General features: G+C 70.1%; 17 protein-coding genes. 9 read left to right on the forward strand and 8 right to left on the reverse strand.

Annotated elements, in window-relative coordinates; genetic code table 11:
- Positions 1-103 precede the first annotated feature (103 nt).
- The 4 genes from IM697_RS17165 to IM697_RS44630 all read left to right on the forward strand — a co-directional run bounded on the left by IM697_RS17165 (position 104) and on the right by IM697_RS44630 (position 5,222).
- Entirely contained in the window at positions 104-1,102 is a 999-nt protein-coding gene (locus tag IM697_RS17165; protein WP_194048559.1) for an Lrp/AsnC family transcriptional regulator, read from the forward strand.
- 135 nt (positions 1,103-1,237) lie between these two features.
- Positions 1,238-3,127, forward strand: coding sequence for a glycoside hydrolase family 97 protein (locus IM697_RS17170; protein ID WP_228044713.1), 1,890 nt, complete (start codon positions 1,238-1,240; stop codon positions 3,125-3,127).
- Between the two features lie 112 nt (positions 3,128-3,239).
- On the forward strand, positions 3,240-4,472 hold the full coding sequence (locus tag IM697_RS17175; protein ID WP_194048561.1) for a glycoside hydrolase family 88 protein: 1,233 nt from the start codon (positions 3,240-3,242) through the stop codon (positions 4,470-4,472).
- Positions 4,473-4,601: 129 nt separating this feature from the next.
- Entirely contained in the window at positions 4,602-5,222 is a 621-nt protein-coding gene (locus IM697_RS44630) for a nucleoside deaminase (RefSeq protein ID WP_228044716.1), read from the forward strand.
- Here IM697_RS44630 and IM697_RS17185 read toward each other — a convergent pair.
- A complete protein-coding gene (locus tag IM697_RS17185) occupies positions 5,173-5,865 on the reverse strand; it encodes a GntR family transcriptional regulator (protein ID WP_194048562.1) in 693 nt (230 codons plus the stop codon). The two genes, IM697_RS44630 and IM697_RS17185, sit on opposite strands and share 50 nt — an antisense overlap.
- A 92-nt stretch (positions 5,866-5,957) precedes the next feature.
- Between IM697_RS17185 and IM697_RS17190 the strand changes: the two genes are divergently transcribed.
- The gene (locus IM697_RS17190; RefSeq protein ID WP_194048563.1) at positions 5,958-6,491 is read left to right on the forward strand and encodes a YbhB/YbcL family Raf kinase inhibitor-like protein; all 534 of its coding nucleotides are present in this window, start codon (positions 5,958-5,960) and stop codon (positions 6,489-6,491) included.
- A 9-nt stretch (positions 6,492-6,500) separates the two neighbouring features.
- On the forward strand, positions 6,501-7,202 hold the full coding sequence (locus IM697_RS17195) for an iron-dependent transcriptional repressor DtxR (protein WP_194048564.1): 702 nt from the start codon (positions 6,501-6,503) through the stop codon (positions 7,200-7,202).
- Positions 7,203-7,403: 201 nt separating this feature from the next.
- On the opposite strand, the gene IM697_RS17200 is transcribed toward IM697_RS17195, so the two are convergent.
- The gene (locus IM697_RS17200; protein WP_194048565.1) at positions 7,404-7,595 is read right to left on the reverse strand and encodes a hypothetical protein; all 192 of its coding nucleotides are present in this window, start codon (positions 7,593-7,595) and stop codon (positions 7,404-7,406) included.
- A 162-nt stretch (positions 7,596-7,757) separates the two neighbouring features.
- Positions 7,758-9,230 carry a non-reducing end alpha-L-arabinofuranosidase family hydrolase gene (locus IM697_RS17205; RefSeq protein ID WP_194048566.1) on the reverse strand — a complete coding sequence of 491 codons (1,473 nt, stop codon included), beginning with the start codon at positions 9,228-9,230 and terminating at the stop codon, positions 7,758-7,760.
- Positions 9,231-10,030: 800 nt separating this feature from the next.
- Here IM697_RS17205 and IM697_RS17210 point away from each other — a divergent pair.
- Both IM697_RS17210 and IM697_RS17215 read left to right on the forward strand, forming a co-directional pair.
- Positions 10,031-11,461 (forward strand): endo-1,4-beta-xylanase, encoded by a 1,431-nt coding sequence (locus IM697_RS17210; protein WP_194048567.1) that lies wholly within the window; start codon positions 10,031-10,033, stop codon positions 11,459-11,461.
- A gap of 94 nt (positions 11,462-11,555) precedes the next feature.
- The gene (locus tag IM697_RS17215) at positions 11,556-12,857 is read left to right on the forward strand and encodes an RICIN domain-containing protein (RefSeq protein ID WP_194049747.1); all 1,302 of its coding nucleotides are present in this window, start codon (positions 11,556-11,558) and stop codon (positions 12,855-12,857) included.
- A gap of 148 nt (positions 12,858-13,005) precedes the next feature.
- On the opposite strand, the gene exaC is transcribed toward IM697_RS17215, so the two are convergent.
- Both exaC and IM697_RS17225 read right to left on the reverse strand, forming a co-directional pair.
- On the reverse strand, positions 13,006-14,529 hold the full coding sequence (gene exaC, locus IM697_RS17220; protein WP_194048568.1) for an acetaldehyde dehydrogenase ExaC: 1,524 nt from the start codon (positions 14,527-14,529) through the stop codon (positions 13,006-13,008).
- A 117-nt stretch (positions 14,530-14,646) separates the two neighbouring features.
- Complete coding sequence (locus tag IM697_RS17225) at positions 14,647-15,924, reverse strand: GAF domain-containing protein (protein ID WP_194048569.1); 1,278 nt, start codon at positions 15,922-15,924, stop codon at positions 14,647-14,649.
- Between the two features lie 283 nt (positions 15,925-16,207).
- Here IM697_RS17225 and IM697_RS17230 point away from each other — a divergent pair, with 283 nt between their 5' ends.
- On the forward strand, positions 16,208-17,620 hold the full coding sequence (locus tag IM697_RS17230; protein WP_322734573.1) for an NF041680 family putative transposase: 1,413 nt from the start codon (positions 16,208-16,210) through the stop codon (positions 17,618-17,620).
- A gap of 9 nt (positions 17,621-17,629) precedes the next feature.
- Here IM697_RS17230 and IM697_RS17235 read toward each other — a convergent pair whose 3' ends face one another.
- From IM697_RS17235 to IM697_RS17245, 3 genes are all read right to left on the reverse strand, one after another.
- On the reverse strand, positions 17,630-18,229 hold the full coding sequence (locus IM697_RS17235) for an N-acetylmuramoyl-L-alanine amidase (protein WP_194048570.1): 600 nt from the start codon (positions 18,227-18,229) through the stop codon (positions 17,630-17,632).
- Positions 18,230-18,304: 75 nt separating this feature from the next.
- Complete coding sequence (locus IM697_RS17240) at positions 18,305-19,315, reverse strand: acetamidase/formamidase family protein (protein WP_194048571.1); 1,011 nt, start codon at positions 19,313-19,315, stop codon at positions 18,305-18,307.
- Positions 19,312-19,665 carry a hypothetical protein gene (locus IM697_RS17245; RefSeq protein WP_228044717.1) on the reverse strand — a complete coding sequence of 118 codons (354 nt, stop codon included), beginning with the start codon at positions 19,663-19,665 and terminating at the stop codon, positions 19,312-19,314. The genes IM697_RS17240 and IM697_RS17245 overlap by 4 nt, the downstream gene beginning before the upstream one ends.
- Between the last annotated feature and the right edge of the window lie 119 nt (positions 19,666-19,784).

Below are 19,784 nucleotides of genomic sequence, written 5' to 3' on the forward strand. Positions count from 1 at the left end.
GGTAGGGGAAGCGCGGTCCGGCTTCCCGGCAGGGTCGGGCCGACTGACGGAAGGGAACAACAATCCCTGTGAAATCGACGGAATCGGCCATACGCTCAGACCGATGGACGCACCGCACCCCGGCCCCGTGGCCGATTCGCTGGACCGGCGCATCATCAGCGCCCTGCAGATCGACGGCCGTGCCTCATGGCACCGCGTCGCCACGGCCCTCGGCGAACCGGAACGCACCGTGGTGCGCCGGGGCACCAGGCTGCTGGACTCCGGACTCGTGCGGATCGGCGCGATGGCGGTGCGGGGCCGCAGCACCGTGGTCGCCATGCGCTGCGCACCCGGCCGGGCCCGCGTCGTCGCCACCGCGCTGGCACGCCGTCCCGACTCCGTCTTCGCCCATGTCCTGACCGGGACCTGGGACTGCGTCGCGGAAATGCAGTGCCCCCGCGACCGGCTCCCGGGCCTCGTCATGGACGAACTCCCCGGCCTGCCCGGCATCGTACGGACGCTGACGCTCCCGGTGCTGCGGCACGTACGGACGATCCGCGAGTGGCACGCGGGCCTGCTCACCGAGGCCGAGATCACGGCCCTCGCCGACGGCACGCCCGCGACCGCCGCCCCCGGATCGGCGGACCTGCTGCCCCCGGTCGACGGCGCCGGCGAACTCTCCCGCGCCGACCGCCTGTTGGTGAACGCCCTCGCCGAGGACGGGCGGTGCACCTACGACGAACTGGCCCGGGTCTGCGGGGTCTCCGAGGCCACCGCCCGACGCCGGCTCGGCGCCCTGCGCCGCGGCGGCCGCGTCCGCATCCGCGCCGTCATCGAACCGGCGCTGCTCGGGCTGCCGGTGGAGGCGGTGCTGTGGGTGCGTGCGGTCCCGGCGGCGGTCGACACGGTGACGGCGGCGCTCGCCGGGTCCCCGCACGTGCGGTACGCCAGCTTCGTCACCGGCGAACGCCAGCTGCTGGCCCTGACCGCGTTCCCGGACGAGGCGGCGCTCCACGACTTCGTCACGCGCTCGGCGTGGCTGCGCGAGGCCGTGTCGGTGGACGTGTCGATGGTCCTCGGCTCACTGAAGCGCGGCGGGATGCTCTCTCGATACATCGGATGAGTTGGAACTCCTGATGCCGTAGAGGTCATTGACAGGTCCGTGAGCCCTGCTAGGTTCCGCGATACACCCGATGTATCGATGATCCGTCAGGTCTGGAGGACAAGGATGGCCTCACAGCCGGAGCAACGTTCGAAGGTGGCCCGCCGAGCCTTACTCGGCACCGCGCTCTGCGCAGGGCTGGTGGCCACACTGCTGACGACCGGGCCCGCTCGGGCCGACCACCGCGACGACGCCTGGACGGTGTCCGCCCCCGCGGCGCACGAACCGACGGCGCACATACGCCTGGACGACACCACCGGCACCGTCAGTCTCTCGGTGACCCGGCGCGGCCGTACGGTCATCGAGCCGTCGCCCGTCGGCATCGTCACCGAACAGGCCGACCTCTCCGAGGGGCTGCGCTTCCTGCACCGCAAGGACCGGCTCGTCGACGAGCGTTACCGGGCGAAGTCCGGCAAGCGACTGGACCGCCGGGTCCGCATGAACGAGACCCGGCTCTCCTTCGCCACCCCCACCGGCGCCCGGCTCGACCTCGTCGTCCGCGCCTCCGCCGACGGCGTCGCCTACCGGTACGTGCTGCCCGGAGGGTACGGCGCCGTCCTCGGCGAGACCTCCGCCTTCAACCTGCCGCCGGACGCGAGCGCGTGGCTCGGCGCCTACCGGGTCGACAACGAGGGCCAGTTCGCGCAGTACACCGCCGCCACGGCCCCGACCGGCGAGTACTCGGACCAGGCGCTGTTCGAGACCGACGGCGGCTACACCCTGCTCGCCGAGTCCGACCTCACCGGGGACTACTCCGGCGCCCGGCTCGCCCACGACCAGGGCACCGGCACCTACCGCATCGAGCTCGCCGACGACCGCGTGCAAGCCGACGGACCCCTCGCCACCCCCTGGCGCGCGATGGTCACCGGCGACCTCGCCACCGTCACCCGCTCCACCTTCACCGACGACCTCGCACCCGCCTCCAAGGTCCCCGACGGCTCCTGGATCAAGCCCGGCACCGTGCTGTGGACCTGGCTCGCGGGCGGCAGGGAGGCCGGCCAGAGCCTCGCGGCCCAGAAGGCCTACGTCGACTACGCCGCCGAGCGGAACTGGCCGTACGAGGCGGTCGACGCGGGCTGGTACTTCAAGGCCGGCGAGTGGGACACCACCGACCCCGACTGGCAGACCAACAGCTGGATGCCCGAACTCGTCGACTACGCACGCGCCAAGGGCGTCGGCATCATCGTCTGGATCCACCAGCGCGAACTCGACACGCCCGAGGAGCGCGCCCAGTGGCTGCCCACCCTGGAGCGCTGGGGCGTCAAGGGAGTCAAGATCGACTTCATGGACTCCGAGGCGCAGCCCATGCTCCGGTGGTACGATGCCGTCCTCGCCGAGACCGCCGCCCACCACCTCATGGTCGACTTCCACGGCTCGACCCTCCCCAAGGGCATCCAGCGCACCTGGCCCCACGTCATGACCCTGGAGGGCGTCGCGGGGGAGGAGAAGCGCACCAACACCGCCGCCCACCTGACCACCCTGCCCTTCACCCGCAACGTCATCGGCTCCATGGACTTCACGCCGGGCGCCTTCCAGCGCGTCGGCCTGCGCCCCAACTCCGACGCGGCCGAGGTCGGCCTCACCGTCGCCTACGAGTCGGGCCTCCAGATGTTCGCGGGCACCCCCGAGTCGTACGACCGACGGCCGCTCGCCCGCGCCTACTTCGACCAGGTACCGGCGGCCTGGGACGACACCCGGCTGCTCACCGGCCGACCCGGGCGGGAAGCGGTGCTCGCGCGGCGCGGCGGGGACCGCTGGTTCCTGGGCGGCGTCTACGCCGGTGCGGCGCGCACGGCCGAGGTGCCGCTGACCGTCGGCCCCGGGAGGTGGCTGGTCGAGACGGTCGAGGACGGCGCCGACGGACTCGTGCGGAACCGGCGGGTGCTGCGCGGCGGTGACACGTTCGCCGTGGAGGTCGTCGCCAACGGCGGCTTCGCCGGGATCGCCTGCCGCTGGCGCCCGGGAGTCACGACCTGCCACCGCTGAGCACGATCGTGTTCATGTAGATGAACATTGCTCACGTGGGTGTACAGCGCTGTGCCTGCCATGCGACGCTCGGCCAACTCCGTTCTTCTGTCGACCAGTTGGAGGGACCGGCATGAGTGTTTCCCGGCGAACTGTGCTGGCTACGGCGGCCGGGGCCGCGGCGATGGGTGCCACCGCGGCACCCGCCGCGGCCGCGGACGTGACCGCCGGCCGGCCACCGGTACCGACCCTGCGCACCTTCCGCGCGGCGGCCGACTACGCCGTCGACAAGCTCCGCGCGGTCGCACCGACCGTGACCGCCTTCCCCGTCGGCACGAAGTTCGAGAAGTGGGTCTACTCGCAGAACGGCGACTGGGTCGGCGGCTTCTGGCCGGGCACGCTGTGGATGGCCTGGCTCCACAGCGAGGACGACGCCTTCCGCACCTGGGCCCTGGCGTCCGCGGAGAAGCTGGCCCCCCGCCAGTACGACACCGGCACCCACGACCTGGGCTTCCTCTTCTATCCGTCCTGGGTCACCGCATGGCGCCTCACGGGCGACGCCAAGTGGCGGGCCGGTGCCCTCCGGGCCGCCGACTCGCTGATCCAGCGCTACAACCCGCGTGGGCGCTTCATCAGAGCCTGGGGCGCGCTGAACGACGAGCGCAACGCCGGCCGGGTCATCATCGACACGATGATGAACCTCGACCTGCTGGCCTTCGCGAGCGGCGCGACCGGCGACGAGAAGTACCTGGACATCGCCGTGGAACACACGAAGACCGCCCGGCGGGTCTTCCCGCGCCCCGACGGATCGACCCCGCACGTGTACGACTTCGATCCGGTCAGCGGCGCCGAGATCGGCCCGAACACCGTGCAGGGGTACAGCCCCACGTCCTGCTGGTCGCGCGGACAGGCGTGGGGGCTGTACGGATTCACCACGATGTACCGACGCACCGGCGACCGGGAGTTCCTGGCCACCGCCCGCAGGCTGGCCGACTTCGCGGTGGGGGCGCTGACCCCGGACCACGTCCCGGTATGGGACTACGGCGCCCCGCAGCAGCCGTACGACATCAAGGACGCGTCGGCCGGCGCGATCACGGCGTGCGGTCTGCTCGACCTGGCCGCGGCGACCGGCAGGCCGGCCTATCGCGAGGTGGCGTTGCGGCTGCTCACCGCGCTGGCCGAGACCTGCCTGACCCGGAACTCCACCCGCGCGGACGCGGTCGTGGCCCGCTGCACGCGCAACCGGCCGAGCGAGGACGGGGTCGAGATCTCCCTGCCGTATGCCGACTACTACCTGTTGGAGGGCATCCTGCGGGTGCTGCGGCCGAAGGACGTCGACCGGGCGATCGACCTGTCCACGGTCTGATCGCCCGGGGGAGAGGTCAGCCCGCGATCGAGTCGAGCCGCTCCGCAATCGGTGCAGGGTGAGGAGACAGGTATGGGGGCATGAGCGGTTCATGTGGCTGGCCATCGAGGAGGCGAGGAGGAACCCCAAGTGGCCGTTCGGTGCGGTGCTCGTGAGCACCGCACCGGGGAGGTCCTGGGGAGCGGGGTCAACACCGGTGCGGACAACCCCGTGTGGCACGGCGAGGTGGTCGCCATGAACGACTACGTACGGCGGCAGGGCAACCAGGGCTGGGCCGACACCACCCTCTACACCACGGGTGAGCCCTGCTCGATGTGCATGAGCGCGTTGGCATGGGCGAATGTACGGCGCGTCGTCTGGGCGAGCTCGATCGACGAGATCCGCCGCACCGGGGTCGTCCAGATCGACCTGTCCGCAGGCGAGGTGGCGTCCGCCGCACGGTCCTTCTACTCCCCGGAGCTGCTCCTCGCTGACGATGGTCAGCACCGGGCTGCCCGGCGGTGCGGACATGGTCACCACCAGCTGCGACTGTGCGTCGGTGAGCGGTTGTCCCGCCAGCTCGAAGAGGATCTCGCCCTGTGCCACGTAGCCGCGACCACGGCGCTGCGGCGCGCCGGGGTCGCGGGGCGTCAGGGGGAGGGCAGGGCGGCCTCCCTGGCTGTGACAGCCCACGGGGCGTCAGCAGGCGGAGTCACCGACTTCATGGGCTCGAAGGGGCGGGGTGGGCCAGTGCGTCCGCGGTCTGGGTGAGATGGCGGACCAGCACCTCGGCCGCGGTGTCGGCGTCGCGGGCGAGCGCCGCCTCCTCCAGCCGACGATGCTCCAAGGCCCCGTCCCGGCCGGGGTCGCGGTGCGCCGACCAGCGGCGGGCCAGTTCGCTCGCGGTCCACATCCGGTCGAACGTCTGGAGCAGGACGGGATTGCCGCAGCCCTCCAGCAGCGTGCGGTGGAACACCCGGTGGGCCTCGGACCACGCACCGCTGTAATACTCGCCTTCCTCCGGCACATACGCCGGGGTGCGGGCCAGGCGGTGGTGGGCGGCGCGCACCCGGGCCTCCCAGTCGACGTCCCCGCGCTCGATGGACATCCGCAGTACGACGGGTTCGACGGTCCGGCGGGCCTCCGCGATCTCCTGCCAACGGCGGTCGGAGACGGCCGGGACGGCGAAGCCGCGGTTGGGCAGCCGGTCGGCGAGACCCTCGCCGACCACCCGTACGAGCGCCTCGCGTACGACGGCCAGGCTCACGCCCTGTTCCTTGGCGAGGTCCTGCGGTTTGAGCGGGTCACCGGGGGCGTAGTCACCCCGCAGGATCGCGTCTCGCAGATGTGCGTAGACCTGCTCGGAGAGCATCTGCTTCCCGGCGGGGGCCGAACCATGAGCCGTTCGAGTCATGACCGCAGCATAGACGATCCCTCGAATAATCGATTATCTGTGATACTGTCGATTTACCGCAGCGCACAGCTCTGCCGAGAGGAAACGACGTGATGCACGCCAACGACCCCTTCGCCCGCCTCCCCCGAGCGGCCTCCTTCACCGTCACCAGCACCACCGTCACCGACGGGGCCGCCTGGCCGCCGGAGCAGCGCGCCTCCGGCGTGCCCGGCGGAAAGGACATCTCCCCGCAGCTGTCCTGGAGCGGCGCTCCGGACGGCACCGAGAGCTACGCCGTCACCGTCTACGACCCCGACGCGCCCACCGGCTCCGGGTTCTGGCACTGGGCGGTCGCCGACATCCCCGCCACCGTCACCGAACTGCCCGAGGGCGCCGGCGACGACAGCGGTACGGGCCTGCCCGAAGGCGCCTTCCAGCTGCCCAACGACGCCCGCCTGGCCCGCTACATCGGCGCCGCCCCACCGGCCGGGCACGGCCCGCACCGCTACTTCGTCGTGGTGCACGCCCTCGACGTCGCCTCCATAGGCGTCCCCGCCGACGCCACCCCCGCCGTCCTCGGCTTCACCATGGCCGGCCACACCCTCGGCCGCGCGGTGCTGACCGTCACGGCCGAGACCCCCGCCTGACGGTCCGGCGTGTCCCGACTCATCGACACCACCGAGATGTACCTCCGCACCCTCCTGGAACTCGAGGAGGAAGGCGTGGTCCCCCTGCGCGCCCGTATCGCCGAGCGCCTGCGGCACAGTGGCCCGACGGTCAGCCAGACCGTCGCCCGCATGGAGCGCGACGGCCTGCTGCGCGTCGCCGGCGACCGGCACCTCGAACTGAGCGACGAGGGCCGCCGACTGGCCACGCGTGTCATGCGCAAGCACCGGCTCGCGGAGTGTCTGCTGCTCGACGTGCTCGGGCTGGAGTGGGAGCAGATCCACGCCGAAGCCTGCCGCTGGGAACACGTGATGAGCGAGTCCGTCGAACGCCGTGTCCTGGAACTGCTGCGACACCCGACACACTCGCCGTACGGCAACCCGATCCCGGGCCTGGCGGAGCTCGGTGAGGAAGGTGAGAACACGGCCGCCGATCCGTTCCCCGACGGCACCACGATCAGCCTCAGTGACCTGGAGACCGGGCCGGACGGCGTGAGCGCGGTCGTACGCCGGATCAGGGAGCCGGTGCAGGCCGACGCCCGGCTGATGTACGCCGTGCGGTACGCCGGGGTGCGGCCCGGCGCGGTCGTGTGCGTGACGTCGTCGCCCGGCGGTGTGACGGTCGGCAGCGGCCGGGTGACCGCCGAACTCCCCGCGCCGACCGCCGCGCACGTCTTCGTGACCAAGCCCTGAGCCGGCGGGGCTCCTGCCCGTCGCCGTGCCCGGTGCGGGCCCGAGGTCGGCCCTCGACCGCGAACCGGTCGAGGGCCGTTCCCGTTTGCGGCAATCCGCGGAGGCGGTGCCTTCTCGGACCGGCCCGCTTTTCGGACCGTCCCGCCTTTTCTGACCGTCCCGCCCTTTCGGACCGTCCGCCGGGCTGCGGGGCCGGTCGGTTCACCGGGAGCGTACGACGGCCTCCAGGACTTCGTGGACGGTCTTCGCGGGGTGGCCGATGGCGGCTCCGAGCGCGGGGTCGGTGACGTTGAACTCGCCATTGCGCGATGCGGCGAACATCGTCAGGGCGAACTCCGCAGCCGGCCGCGGCATCCCACCGGCGACCGCTGCGGCTGTCCAGTCGTCGTCCATGACGACTCGGGTGATGGTCCGCCCGGTGATGCGGCTGAGGACTGAACCCCGAAGCCGCGCTTCGTCGCCGTATGGGCGCTGACGTTGTCGCCAGGGTGGGCTCGGCCTGCTGCCGAGCCCACCACGCCGGCTCCATACCGGGGCCGGGCCCGTGTCACGCCGTCAGCGCCGCATTGTCAGCAGCCCCGGACGGTAGGGCAGGAGGCCGTAGTCGACGCCGTCGGAGTTGGGGCTGCGCCCCTGGTAGAGCAACTGCAGATTGCAGGGATCGACGGTCATGGTCTGATCGGGGCCGGTGCGGAGCAGTTCGCCATGACTGATGTCGTTGGTCCAGGTGGCGCCACTGTTGGCCTTGCCGGCGAAGGGATTGCTCTCGGTCGTGGCCTGGGGCGTCCATGAGCCGTTCAGACTGGTGGCCGTGAACGAGCGGAAGTAGCGGTGGCCCTGGGCGCCGATCGCCTCGACGATCATGAGGTAGCGGTTCTGGCCCTGCAGCTTGTAGACCTGCGGGGCTTCGAACAGGTTGTTCCTCGTATCGCTCATGATCACTGTCGAGTTCGAGCCGAAGCTGCCCGGGAAGTTCCCGATCGGCATGCTGGCCCGGTAGATCTTGCCGTTGTCACCGGCGAAGAACAGGTACATGTTCGTCCCGTCACCGATGAGTGCCTGGTCGATGGGTCCTGTTCCGGAGTCGCCGATGCTTCCGGAGAAGAGCACCTGCTCCGATGACCAGCCGTTCGGGTTGGTGGGGTCGCTCGACGTCCGGTAGGAGAAGGCGGTCCTCCCCCACTGGTAGGCGAGCACCCAGATGTTCTTCGGCGCGAAGTAGAAGAGCGTGGGCGCGACGGTGGATGTCGACATCGTGTTCTGGCTGGCCGAGGCCATCTCCGACCAGTTGGTGAACAGGCCGAAGTTCATCGAACCCCAACGCGTCCCCGTGTCGTGCGTCGTCGCGTAGACGAGCTGCCTGCCGTTGTAGGGGGCGACGGTGAAGTCCTTGAGCGAGACCCACCCCGACTTGGGCTGCGCCAGCGCGCCCGTCGATGTCCAGCGGTACGTCGACGGAAGAGCGCACGGACCGGGGTTGTCGGCGCCGACCTTGACGAGCTGCCACTGCTGGTTGGCGCCGCCCCAGTCGTCGTACTGGACGACGTTCGCGTTGTCGGCGGTGGAGGCGCCTTGCACCTCGAGGGCCTTGTTGCTGTGGCGCGAGATGAGCCTCACGTAGCCGTCCGAGCTGTCGGCCAGCCGCCACTGCTGGTTGGTGGCGTTCAGGTCGGCCCACTGGACGATCGAGCCGCCGTTCGCGGTGGACCAGTTGTAGACATCCAGGACCTTGCCCGAGTGCCGGGACTTGATGCGGTAGTAGCCGCCCCCGGAGTCGACGAACTGCCACTGCTGCTGGGCCTGATCGTTCCTGGTCCACTGGGTGATGCGGGCGCCGTCGTTGGTCGCCAGGTTGTAGACGTCCAGGGCCTTGCCGCTGTTGCGGTTGACCAGCACGTACGAGGCGTTGGGGTCTACGGTCGCCGCGCCGGCGGGCTGCGCGCCGAGGAAGGTGGCCACGAGCAGCAAGGGCGCGAGAACAGCGAGTAAGCGTCTCACACGGACCGGGGGCGAATGGCGAAACCGCATCTGAGGGCCTCCTTAAGGGGGCGGGTGAGATGGCCCGAATGAGCCGCGCAGCGGACGGGCCGGGAGAGGCAATCTCGAAAGTTTCGAAGAATTCCCGGATGCTTCGACGCCACAAGCTAGGAATGCGGGGTCCTCCGGTCAAGGCCTGTCACTGATCTGTCTACAAACAGCGCCTCTCCTTCGGGCTGGGCGAGCAGTCGCGCCGACCGGAGCCCCTCCATGGTTCGCGGCTCGGCTCGCCAGTCCAAAGGGCCTCCTTGCAGGAGGGAAGCCGAGCAGGCGGTGTCCGCACGCTCGTCCCGGTCCGGTCTTCCGGTATCCGTCGGTGGCGGCGCCGGGGATCGACTTCCGGCTCGCCGGGCTTCCAGAATGTTTCGAGGGGAAAGCCGAAACTTTTTTTGCGGGCAGTATTGACGATGCATCGTCAACGCCTCAATCATCCCTGTCTGAGGAAACCGGCCTTGGTTCGAGATGTCGAACTGCACCGGCCCTGAGCAATCTGTTCTGCACGGCAGATCCATGCACAGCTGCACGGCAGATCGGCGCACCAGAGCACCCGCGCCACCCCGTTTCGTTCCGGTGAGGTTCGCACCGGCGCATCCTGGCTCTTCGTGCCGTTGGAGAGGCGTGCGACGCCGTGTGGCGGTCCCCCGGTTGAGCCGCGATGGAGTACCGCCATGTCCGCGTCGAAACACCGCCGCAGCCCTCCCGGCCCACCCCGTCCGTCTGCCGAGTGGGAGCGGACTCCGCATTCCTCTGCGCTTCAGTCCTTCCGTGATGTCCACCTTGGAGGCACAGTCATGGGCTCGTATGCCTTTCCCAGAGCCGTTCACCGCCGGAAGATCCGCGGCCTGCTGCTGGCGCTGATCGTCGGCGTCCTCGGTATGGTCCCCGCACTGGTCGCGCCGCCGACCGCACACGCCGCCGAGAGCACGCTCGGCGCCGCGGCGGCGCAGAGCGGCCGCTACTTCGGCACCGCCATCGCCTCGGGCAGGCTGGGTGACTCGGCGTACACGACGATCGCGAACCGTGAGTTCAACTCGGTGACGGCCGAGAACGAGATGAAGATCGACGCCACCGAACCGCAGCGTGGCCAGTTCAACTTCACCGCCGGTGACCGCGTCTACAACTGGGCGGTGCAGAACGGCAAGCAGGTGCGCGGCCACACCCTGGCCTGGCACTCCCAGCAGCCCGGCTGGATGCAGAGCCTCAGCGGCAGCAATCTGCGCCAGGCGATGATCGACCACATCAAGGGCGTGATGGCCCACTACAAGGGCAAGATCGTCCAGTGGGACGTCGTGAACGAGGCCTTCGCCGACGGCAGTTCGGGAGCCCGCCGCGACTCCAACCTGCAACGCACCGGCAACGACTGGATCGAGGTCGCCTTCCGCACCGCGCGCGCCGCCGATCCGGCGGCCAAGCTCTGCTACAACGACTACAACGTCGAAAACTGGACCTGGGCCAAGACCCAGGCCATGTACGCCATGGTCCGGGACTTCAAGCAGCGCGGCGTGCCGATCGACTGCGTCGGCTTCCAGTCGCACTTCAACAGCGGCAGCCCCTACAACCCCAACTTCCGCACCACCCTGCAGAACTTCGCCGCCCTCGGCGTCGACGTGGCCATCACCGAACTCGACATCCAGGGCGCCCCGGCCTCGACCTACGCCGCCGTGACCAACGACTGCCTGGCCGTCCCGCGCTGCCTCGGCATCACCGTCTGGGGTGTGCGTGACTCCGACTCCTGGCGACCGGAGCACACGCCGCTGCTGTTCAACGGTAACGGCAGCAAGAAGCCCGCCTACACCGCCGTCCTCAACGCACTCAACGGCGGCTCCACCACGCCCCCTTCGGATTCCACACCGATCAAGGGCGTCGGTTCGGGCCGCTGCCTGGACGTGCCCGGCGCCAGCACCACCGACGGTACCCAGCTCCAACTGTGGGACTGCAACAACCAGGCCAATCAGCAGTGGACCTACACCGCCGCAGGCGAGCTCAGGGTTTACGGCGACAAGTGCCTGGACGCCGCAGGAACCGCCAACGGCGCCAAGGTCCAGATCTACAGCTGCTGGGGTGGCGACAACCAGAAATGGCGCCTCAACTCCGACGGATCCGTCGTCGGCGTCCAGTCTGGCCGCTGCCTCGACGCCGTCGGCGCCGGAACCGCGAACGGCACCCTGATCCAGCTCTACTCCTGCTCGAACGGCAGCAACCAACGCTGGACCCGGACCTGACCTGCCACGGCGAAAGGGTGAACCGATGAAGACCTACGGTGCGGCTTCCCCCGCCCCTCCCTTACGACATCGCTGGTGGTCCCGGATCGCCGCCGTGGTGGCGGCGACCCTCGCGATCGGCATGCTCGCCGCGGTGAAACCGGTGCCCGCCGCGGCGGCGACGGTGGACACCAACGCCTGGTACGTCCTGGTCAACCGCAACAGCGGCAAGGTCCTTGACGTATCCGGCCCCTCCACCGCCGACGGCGCGCGGATAAACCAGTGGACGCGCCACGACGGAGCCAACCAGCAGTGGCAGTTCGTGGACTCCGGTGGCGGTTTCTACCGCCTCAAGGCCCGGCATTCGGACAAGGTTCTCGACGTGGCCGGCGCCTCGACCGCGGACGGTGCCGCGATCCAGCAGTGGGCCGACCACAACGGGGCCAACCAGCAGTTCCGCCTGGCCGACTCCGACGCGGGCCACGTCCGGCTGATCAACCGCGCCAGCGGCAAGGCGGTGGAGGTGCAGGGCGCCTCCACCGCCGACGGAGGCAACGTCGTCCAGTACACCGACTGGGGCGGCGCCAACCAGCAATGGCAGATGATCAAGCTGTCGTCCGGTGGCGGCGGCGGATGCGGCAGCGCCCCGACTCTGACGAGCGGTACGCACACGATTCAGAGCGGCGGCAAGAGCCGCAGCTTCATCCTCAGGGTTCCCGCCAACTACGACAACAGCCACCCCTACCGGCTGATCTTCGCGTTCCACTGGCGGGGCGGAACCGCCGGCGACGTCGCCTCGGGCGGCACGAGCGGGAACGCCTGGTCCTACTACGGCCAACAGGAGCAGTCGAACAACAGCGCGATCCTCGTCGCCCCCCAGGGCCTCGGCAACGGCTGGGCCAATTCGGGCGGTGAGGACGTCACCTTCGTCGACGACATGATCCGGCGCATCGAGGGCGGCCTCTGTGTCAACCCGGCACAGCGTTTCGCCACGGGATTCAGCTGGGGCGGCGGTATGAGCTACGCACTCGCATGCAGCCGGGCGAACGTCTTCAGGGCCGTCGCGGTCATCTCCGGTGCCCAGATCAGCGGGTGCAGCGGCGGCACCCAGCCCATCGCCTACTTCGGAATCCACGGCATCAGCGACAACGTCCTCAACATCGGGCAAGGACGGTCCCTGCGCGACAAGTTCGTCAGCAACAACGGCTGCACCGCACAGAGCCCGCGCGAGCCCGCGCCGGGCAGCCGAACGCACATCACCACCACCTACTCGGGCTGCCGTGCCGGCTACCCGGTCCAATGGGCCGCGTTCGACGGAGGCCACATACCCGGTCCCGTCGACGGCTCCTCCGGCGAAAGCGGCGTCACCACCTGGACCAAGGCAGAGATCTGGAGGTTCTTCGCACAGTTCCAGTGACACACCCGCACCACTGAGTGGAGCCAGGATGATCCTGGCTCCACTCCGTCGACGTCTGTCCCGGACCGAAGGACGAGGACGGATGCCTCGCCCGCCCTCGTTCAGCGAACCCGCGGCCGTGGCGACCTGCGAGGCCCGGCTTCAGGCTCTAGAAGAAGCCGAGCTTCTTCGGCGAGTACGACACCAGCAGGTTCTTCGTCTGCTGGTAGTGCTCCAGCATCATCTTGTGCGTCTCACGCCCGATGCCCGACCCCTTGTAGCCGCCGAACGCCGCATGCGCCGGATACGCGTGATAGCAGTTCGTCCACACCCGCCCCGCCTGGATGGCGCGACCCGCGCGGTACGCGGTGTTGATGTCCCGCGTCCACACGCCCGCACCGAGGCCGTACAGCGTGTCGTTCGCGATCTTGATGGCGTCGTCGAAGTCGTCGAAGGACGTCACCGAGACGACCGGCCCGAAGATCTCCTCCTGGAAGATCCGCATGCGGTTGTCGCCCTCGAAGACGGTCGGCTGGACGTAGTACCCGCCCTTCAGCTCGCCGTCGTGCTCGATACGCTCGCCACCCGTCAGGATCCGGGCGCCCTCCTGCCGGCCGATGTCCAGGTAGGAGAGGATCTTCTCCAGCTGGTCGTTGGACGCCTGCGCGCCGATCATCGTGTCCGTGTCGAGCGGGTGGCCGGTGCTGATCTGCTCGGTGCGGGCGATCGCCGCCTCGATGAACTCGGCGTAGTGGCCCCGCTGCACCAGCGCCCGGGACGGGCAGGTGCACACCTCGCCCTGGTTGAGCGCGAACATCGTGAAGCCCTCCAGGGCCTTGTCCCGGAAGTCGTCGTTCGCCGCCCACACGTCGTCGAAGAAGATGTTCGGCGACTTGCCGCCGAGCTCGAGGGTGACCGGGGTGATGTTCTCCGAGGCGTACTGCATGATCAGCCGGCCGGTCGTGGTCTCGCCGGTGAACGCCACTTTGGCCACCCTGGGGCTGGACGCCAGCGGCTTGCCCGCCTCCACGCCGAAGCCGTTGACGATGTTGACCACGCCGGGCGGGAGCAGATCGGCGACCAGGCTCAGCCAGTAGTGGATGGACGCCGGGGTCTGCTCGGCCGGCTTGAGCACGACGGCGTTGCCCGCGGCCAGCGCCGGCGCGAGCTTCCACGTCGCCATGAGGATCGGGAAGTTCCACGGGATGATCTGCGCGACCACGCCCAACGGCTCGTGGAAGTGGTATGCCACCGTGTCGTCGTCGACCTCGCCGAGCGAGCCCTCCTGCGACCTGATCACGCCCGCGAAGTAGCGGAAGTGGTCGATGGCCAGCGGAATGTCCGCCGCCAGCGTCTCCCGCACCGGCTTGCCGTTCTCCCAGCTCTCGGCGACGGCCAGCCTCTCCAGGTTCGCCTCCATACGGTCGGCGATCTTCCGCAGGATGTCGGAGCGTTCGGTCACCGACATCCGGCCCCACGCCGGGGCCGCCGCGTGCGCCGCGTCCAGCGCCCGCTCCACGTCCTCCGCCGTGCCCCGCGCGATCTCGGTGAACGGCTGCCCGTTCACCGGCGTCGGGTTCTCGAAGTACTGCCCCCGGATCGGCGGCACGTACTCCCCGCCGATGAAGTGGTCGTAGCGCGCCTGGTAGGAGACGATCGCACCCTCGGTGCCGGGCGCCGCGTAACGGGTCATACTGCTCTGCCTCCCGAAGAAGCGCTGCCCGCCGTTGGGCAGCTCTCGGCGCGAGGCTAGGAACCGCGAGGTTGCAAGTACGTTGCGCGGGGCCGGCGGGTGGCGCCGGTTGTTCGATCAGCGCGCCGGGCGGCGCTCCCGGGCGAGCGGCGCGGTGAGCTCGGACTCCAGCGCGGCCAGCCGCGACCGCACGCTCGCCGTCGGACGCACCGCGGCGAGCGCCCGCCATACGTCGAGATCGTCCTCGCCCCACGGCGCGTGCGCCCAGTCGGCCAGCAGGTCGGGATCACGACGGGCGATCAACGCCGTACGGAGCCCGTCGGCGAGCAGACGCCTGAGCCGTACGACCGCCGGGGCCTGGGATCCTGGCAGCAGCGGGCCCGCGTATGCCGTGGCCGCTGCCGTGACCGCACCCGTCTCCAGACGCCGCTCGACGACCGCCACGTCCGACTCGACCGGCACCGTGAGCCGGTAGGGCCGCGAGCCGAGCAGGCCGGGGCCCAGTATCCGGCGCAGGCGCGCCAGTTCGGCTCGCAGTGTCACGGGCGTCACCGACTCGTCCTCGTACAGTGCGCACAGCAGCTCGTCGCCGGTCAGTCCCTCCGGGTGGCGGGCGAGCAGCACCAGGATCTCGCTGTGCCGACGGCTGAGCCGGACCCGGCTGCCGCCGATGAGCAGCTGCGCCTCGTCGCGGCCCAGCGCGGACAGCTCGGGTGCGTCGGTGGCGGGCGTCCGCGGTCTGAGCAGCGCCAGGTGGGACTCCGCGGCACGCGCGACCGCCTGCACGAACCCCAGGCTGTGCGGATGCGCGAGCCCGTCACCACCGGTGATGTCCACCGCCCCGAGCACCCGCCCGGTCCGCGGATCGTGCACCGGCGCCGCCGCACAGGTCCAGGGCTGCACCCGGCGGATGAAGTGCTCGGCCGCGAACACCTGCACCGGCCGGTCCACGGTGACCGCCGTACCCGGCGCGTTCGTCCCGACCGAGGTCTCCGCCCACCGCGCACCCGGCACGAAGTTCATCAGCCCCGCCCTGCGCCGGGTCGTCGGATGACCCTCGACCCACAGCAGCCTGCCGTGCGCGTCGCACACCGCGAGCAGATGCTCGCCGTCCGAGGCGAACGTGCCCAGCAACTCCCGGAACAGCGGCATCACCCGCGCCAGCGGATGCTCCGCGCGATAGGCGCCGAGGTCACCGTCCACCAGCTCCACGCTCGCCGTCCCGTCCGGACCGACACCGGCCCGCGCGGAACGCCGCCACGAGTCGGCCACCACGGAACGCACCGGCGTCGGCACCGTGCCCACCTCGGTGAACGTCTCATGCGCACGACGCAGCACCCGTACGCGCTCGGCGGGGTCGGCCCCCGGTTCCAGAGCCACCCACGGATCGGTCAACTCGGCCTCCCCGGTAGCGATGCGGCTGGGGACATCGTCACTCCGGGTACGCGTGCGGACAACCTCTTCGACGGGGCGGACCCGAGCGGTGGACGCACCGGCACGGATGTGCGAGCCCTCAGCTTGGTGTTTAACCTCGGCCGTTCACCTGACCCGCTGATCTTGGTTCGTTCCAGGGACAACAGGGCGGCCGTTCTTCACGCTTCGAGGTGTCGAGCAACGTCGCGTGAAGGAACGGCCGCTGGTGAAGAGTCTCGCCGCTGAACAGTCCGCTGACGCCGCGGTGGGCGTCCTGTCCCACTTTCGTGTCGAGTTCTACGACTGCCTCTACACCCGGGCGGATGCGCTCTTCGAGCTCACCGACGCGGTGCTGTGCTCGGACGGCCCGGTGACGTCGCTGGTCGAGTTGACGCTCACCGCCGAGCACCGGCGCGGGCACGGAGCGATGTACGACGCGGTCAACCACGGCTGGCTGGAACCGCGCCGCCTGCGCAGGCTGCTGGCCGCCACGCCGCTGCCACGCGCCGCCGACGGGCGGATCGTGCTCGCGGTGGACGTGAGCAACTGGCTGCGACCCGACGCCCCCACCAGCCCGGAGTTGCTGTTCTGCCACGTCTACGGGCGGGGCCGCAGCGCGGATCAGTTCATCCCCGGCTGGCCCTACTCCTTCGTCGCCGCCCTGGAGACGGGACGCACGTCATGGACGGCCGTGCTGGACGCGATCCGGCTGGGGTCGTGCGACGATGCCACCGCGGTGACCGCCGCCCAGCTGCGCGAGGTGGTCACCCGGCTGGTGCACGCCGGGCAGTGGCAGCCGGGCGACGCAGACATCCTCGTCGTGATGGACACCGGCTACGACGTCACCCGCCTCGCCTACGTCCTGGCCGACCTGCCCGTCGAACTGGTCGGCCGCCTACGCTCGGACCGCGTCATGCTCCGGGACGCCGGCCCACGCCGCTCCTCCCCGCGTGGCGGGCAGCCCCGCAAGCACGGCGGCGTCCTCACCTTCTCCAAGCCGGAGACCTGGCACACCCCCGACCAAGCCACGACCTGCGACACCACCCGCTACGGCACGGCCGAAGCCCTCGCCTGGGACCGGATGCACCCCCGATTGCAGGCCCGCGGCCCCTGGCTCGACCACTGCGGCGAACTCCCTCTGATCCACGGCACGTTGATCCGGCTGAAGGTCGAGCACCTACCTGGTGACCGCGACCCCAAGCCGGTATGGATGTGGTCCTCGCGCACCGGCATGACCGGCCAGGACGTCGACCTGCGCTGGCAGGCGTTCCTCCGCAGATTCGATCTTGAACATACCTTCCGGCTGTTCAAGCAGACCCTGGGCTGGACCGTCCCCAAGGTCCGCGATCCGCACACGGCCGACCTGTGGACCTGGCTGATCATCGCCGCCCACACCCAACTCCGCCTCGCCCGGCCCCTCGCCGAGGACCTCCGCCGCCCCTGGGAACGGCCCTCCGAGCCGCGCCGGCTCACCCCCGCCCGAGTCCGCCGAGGGTTCCGCCACCTCCGCGTGAAGACCGCCCGTCCCGCCGACGTGCCCAGACCCTCCAAGCCCGGACCCGGACGCCCACCCGGCTCGAAGAACCGCAGGCCAGCCCCACGTCACGAGCCTGGGAAGACCGTGAAACGAATCGAAACCCTCACCGAACACGTCCGCCTGAAACAGCAGCGAGGTTAATGATCAAGCTCAGACGGCGTTGACCAGTCGTATGTAGCGCGTCCAGTCCCAGTGCGGGCCGGGATCGGTGTGGTCGGTGCCCGGCACCTCGTGGTGTCCGATGATGTGTGCCCGGTCCTTCGGTATGCCGTGCCTGGCGCAGATCGCCGCCGTGAGCCGGGCCGACGTCTCGTACATGACGTCGGTGAAGTAGCCGGGCCGGTCCACCCAGCCCTCGTGCTCGATGCCGATACTGCGCAGGTTGTGGTCCCAGTCCCCGGCGTGCCAGGCGATGTCCGCCTCGGGAACACACTGGGAGGTGTGTCCGTCCGCCGACCGGACGACGTAGTGCGCGGACACCTTCTTCCTGGGGTTCTCGAAGACGAACAGGGTGTTGAGGTAGGTGGTCTGTGTGACGTGGATGATCACTCGGTCCACGGCGTGGGACGCAGGGCGGTTCGCCTCCGTGTAGTTGGCGGGGTTCGCCGGCCGCCACTCGGCGAGTGGGTGGTCCGGACCCGGAATGTGGGCTCCGGCCCGCCGCTCGGGGAGCAGGGCGTACGGGACGGCGGCGAGAGCCGTGCCCTGGAGGATCCGCCGTCGGCTGAGATGGGGTCTTGCGCGTTCCAAAGGGAGGATCGCCTTTCGGTGTTGAGTCTGTGCCGAGGCCAGTCGTGGCCCTTGTGACCTTTGAGGCCCTTGAGGTCAGCGCAGCGTCGCCGCCGTCTCTCGCAGCCGCGCATGCACTCCGCGGTGCGTCTCGCGCACCGGCAGCCACTGTTTGCGGATCTTGGCCACGCACGTGTAGTTGGTGTCGCACACGTTGGCCAGCGGCGACTCCACGGCCTGGGTCGCGAACTGGTACGCGTCCAGCTCACTGAACCCGTAGTCGCGCACCAGCCACTGCACCAGGTCGAGCTGGGATATCCGGAACGCGTCCTCCAGCGGCCGCGCCGAGCCCGTCGAGACGATGTGCGTGTCCGACTCGATGCGCGGCCAGGGCGTGGCGAGCCCCTTGAGCAGCTCGACGATCACCACGGTGTTCATCGCACACTCGACGGCGACCCCGCACGTCTCTCCCTCACCTTGCCGGGCGTGCCCGTCGCCGAGGCTGAGCAGCGCGCCCTCGACGTTCACCCCGAGATAGCAGGTGACGCCGGCCCGCATCTCGGGTGTGTCCATGTTCCCGCCGTGCGCGTCGGGCACCAGGGCCGAACGCACCTCCAGATTGGCGGGAGCCACCCCGACAGTGCCGTGCATCGGGTCCATGGGCAACTCGGCCTCGATGTCACTGTCGTGGGCCCGGAACAGCGCCGTCCGCCGCGCCCGGTCGAGCTGCCAGATCCATACGGTCTCCGGCAGCGGCGGCTGCAGCGTGGCCGTGGTGTGCGTCGAGGTGAGCGCGCCGAACAGCGGGACCGTGGTCGACGCGGCCCAGTCCCGGGCCGGTTCGATCGACACGAAGTGCACGGCGACCGTGTCACCCGGCTCGGCGCCCTCGATGTGGAAGGGCCCCGTCTGAGGGTTGAGGTAGGGGAACTCGCACACCTCGGACACCAGGTCCTTCTCCGAGCGCACCCGCCCCGCGAAGCAGTCCTCCGTGTACAGGTCGAGGACCGTGCCGGGCGCGACGCGCGCCACGGGCGGTGCGCCGCCGAACGTCCAGGCGTACTCGCCGGGTTCGGGTCGCACGGTGAGGATGTGGGGGTCGCTCATCGCCGCACAGCTCCGTTCTGCGGAAGGTCGGTGGGGGAGGGCTCGTCGAAGCGGACGCGGGCGGTCTCGGCTATTCGCTCGGGGTGGCGCGGCCGCATCAGCACGACCGGCACCACGACCCCGGCCGCCATCCACACTCCGACCACTGATCCCGCGTACGACACGGGCGCGGTCAGCTCGGAGACGGAGTCGAAGACGGGCGGTCCCGCCGCCGTCAGCAGCGCGGGCACGAACGCGACGATGCCCAGGACCAACAGGAGCAGATGCCGCACCGGCTTGAGCGCGTCGCGCCGGCGGCGCGGGAAGCAGCCGGCACGGGCGAGGTCCACCACGATGTTTCCCCCCGACATGTGAATCCCCCTCAAGCGCGCCGACGCGCCCCGCGTCCCCGTGACACGACGGCTGCGCCTCGCGTGAATCACGGTACGGCGCTGGCGGGTTGGGCAGAAGAGTGCCCAGGGATTCCGTG

The sequence above is a fragment of the Streptomyces ferrugineus genome (assembly GCF_015160855.1).
In the GTDB taxonomy this organism is placed as follows: Bacteria; Actinomycetota; Actinomycetes; order Streptomycetales; family Streptomycetaceae; genus Streptomyces; species Streptomyces ferrugineus.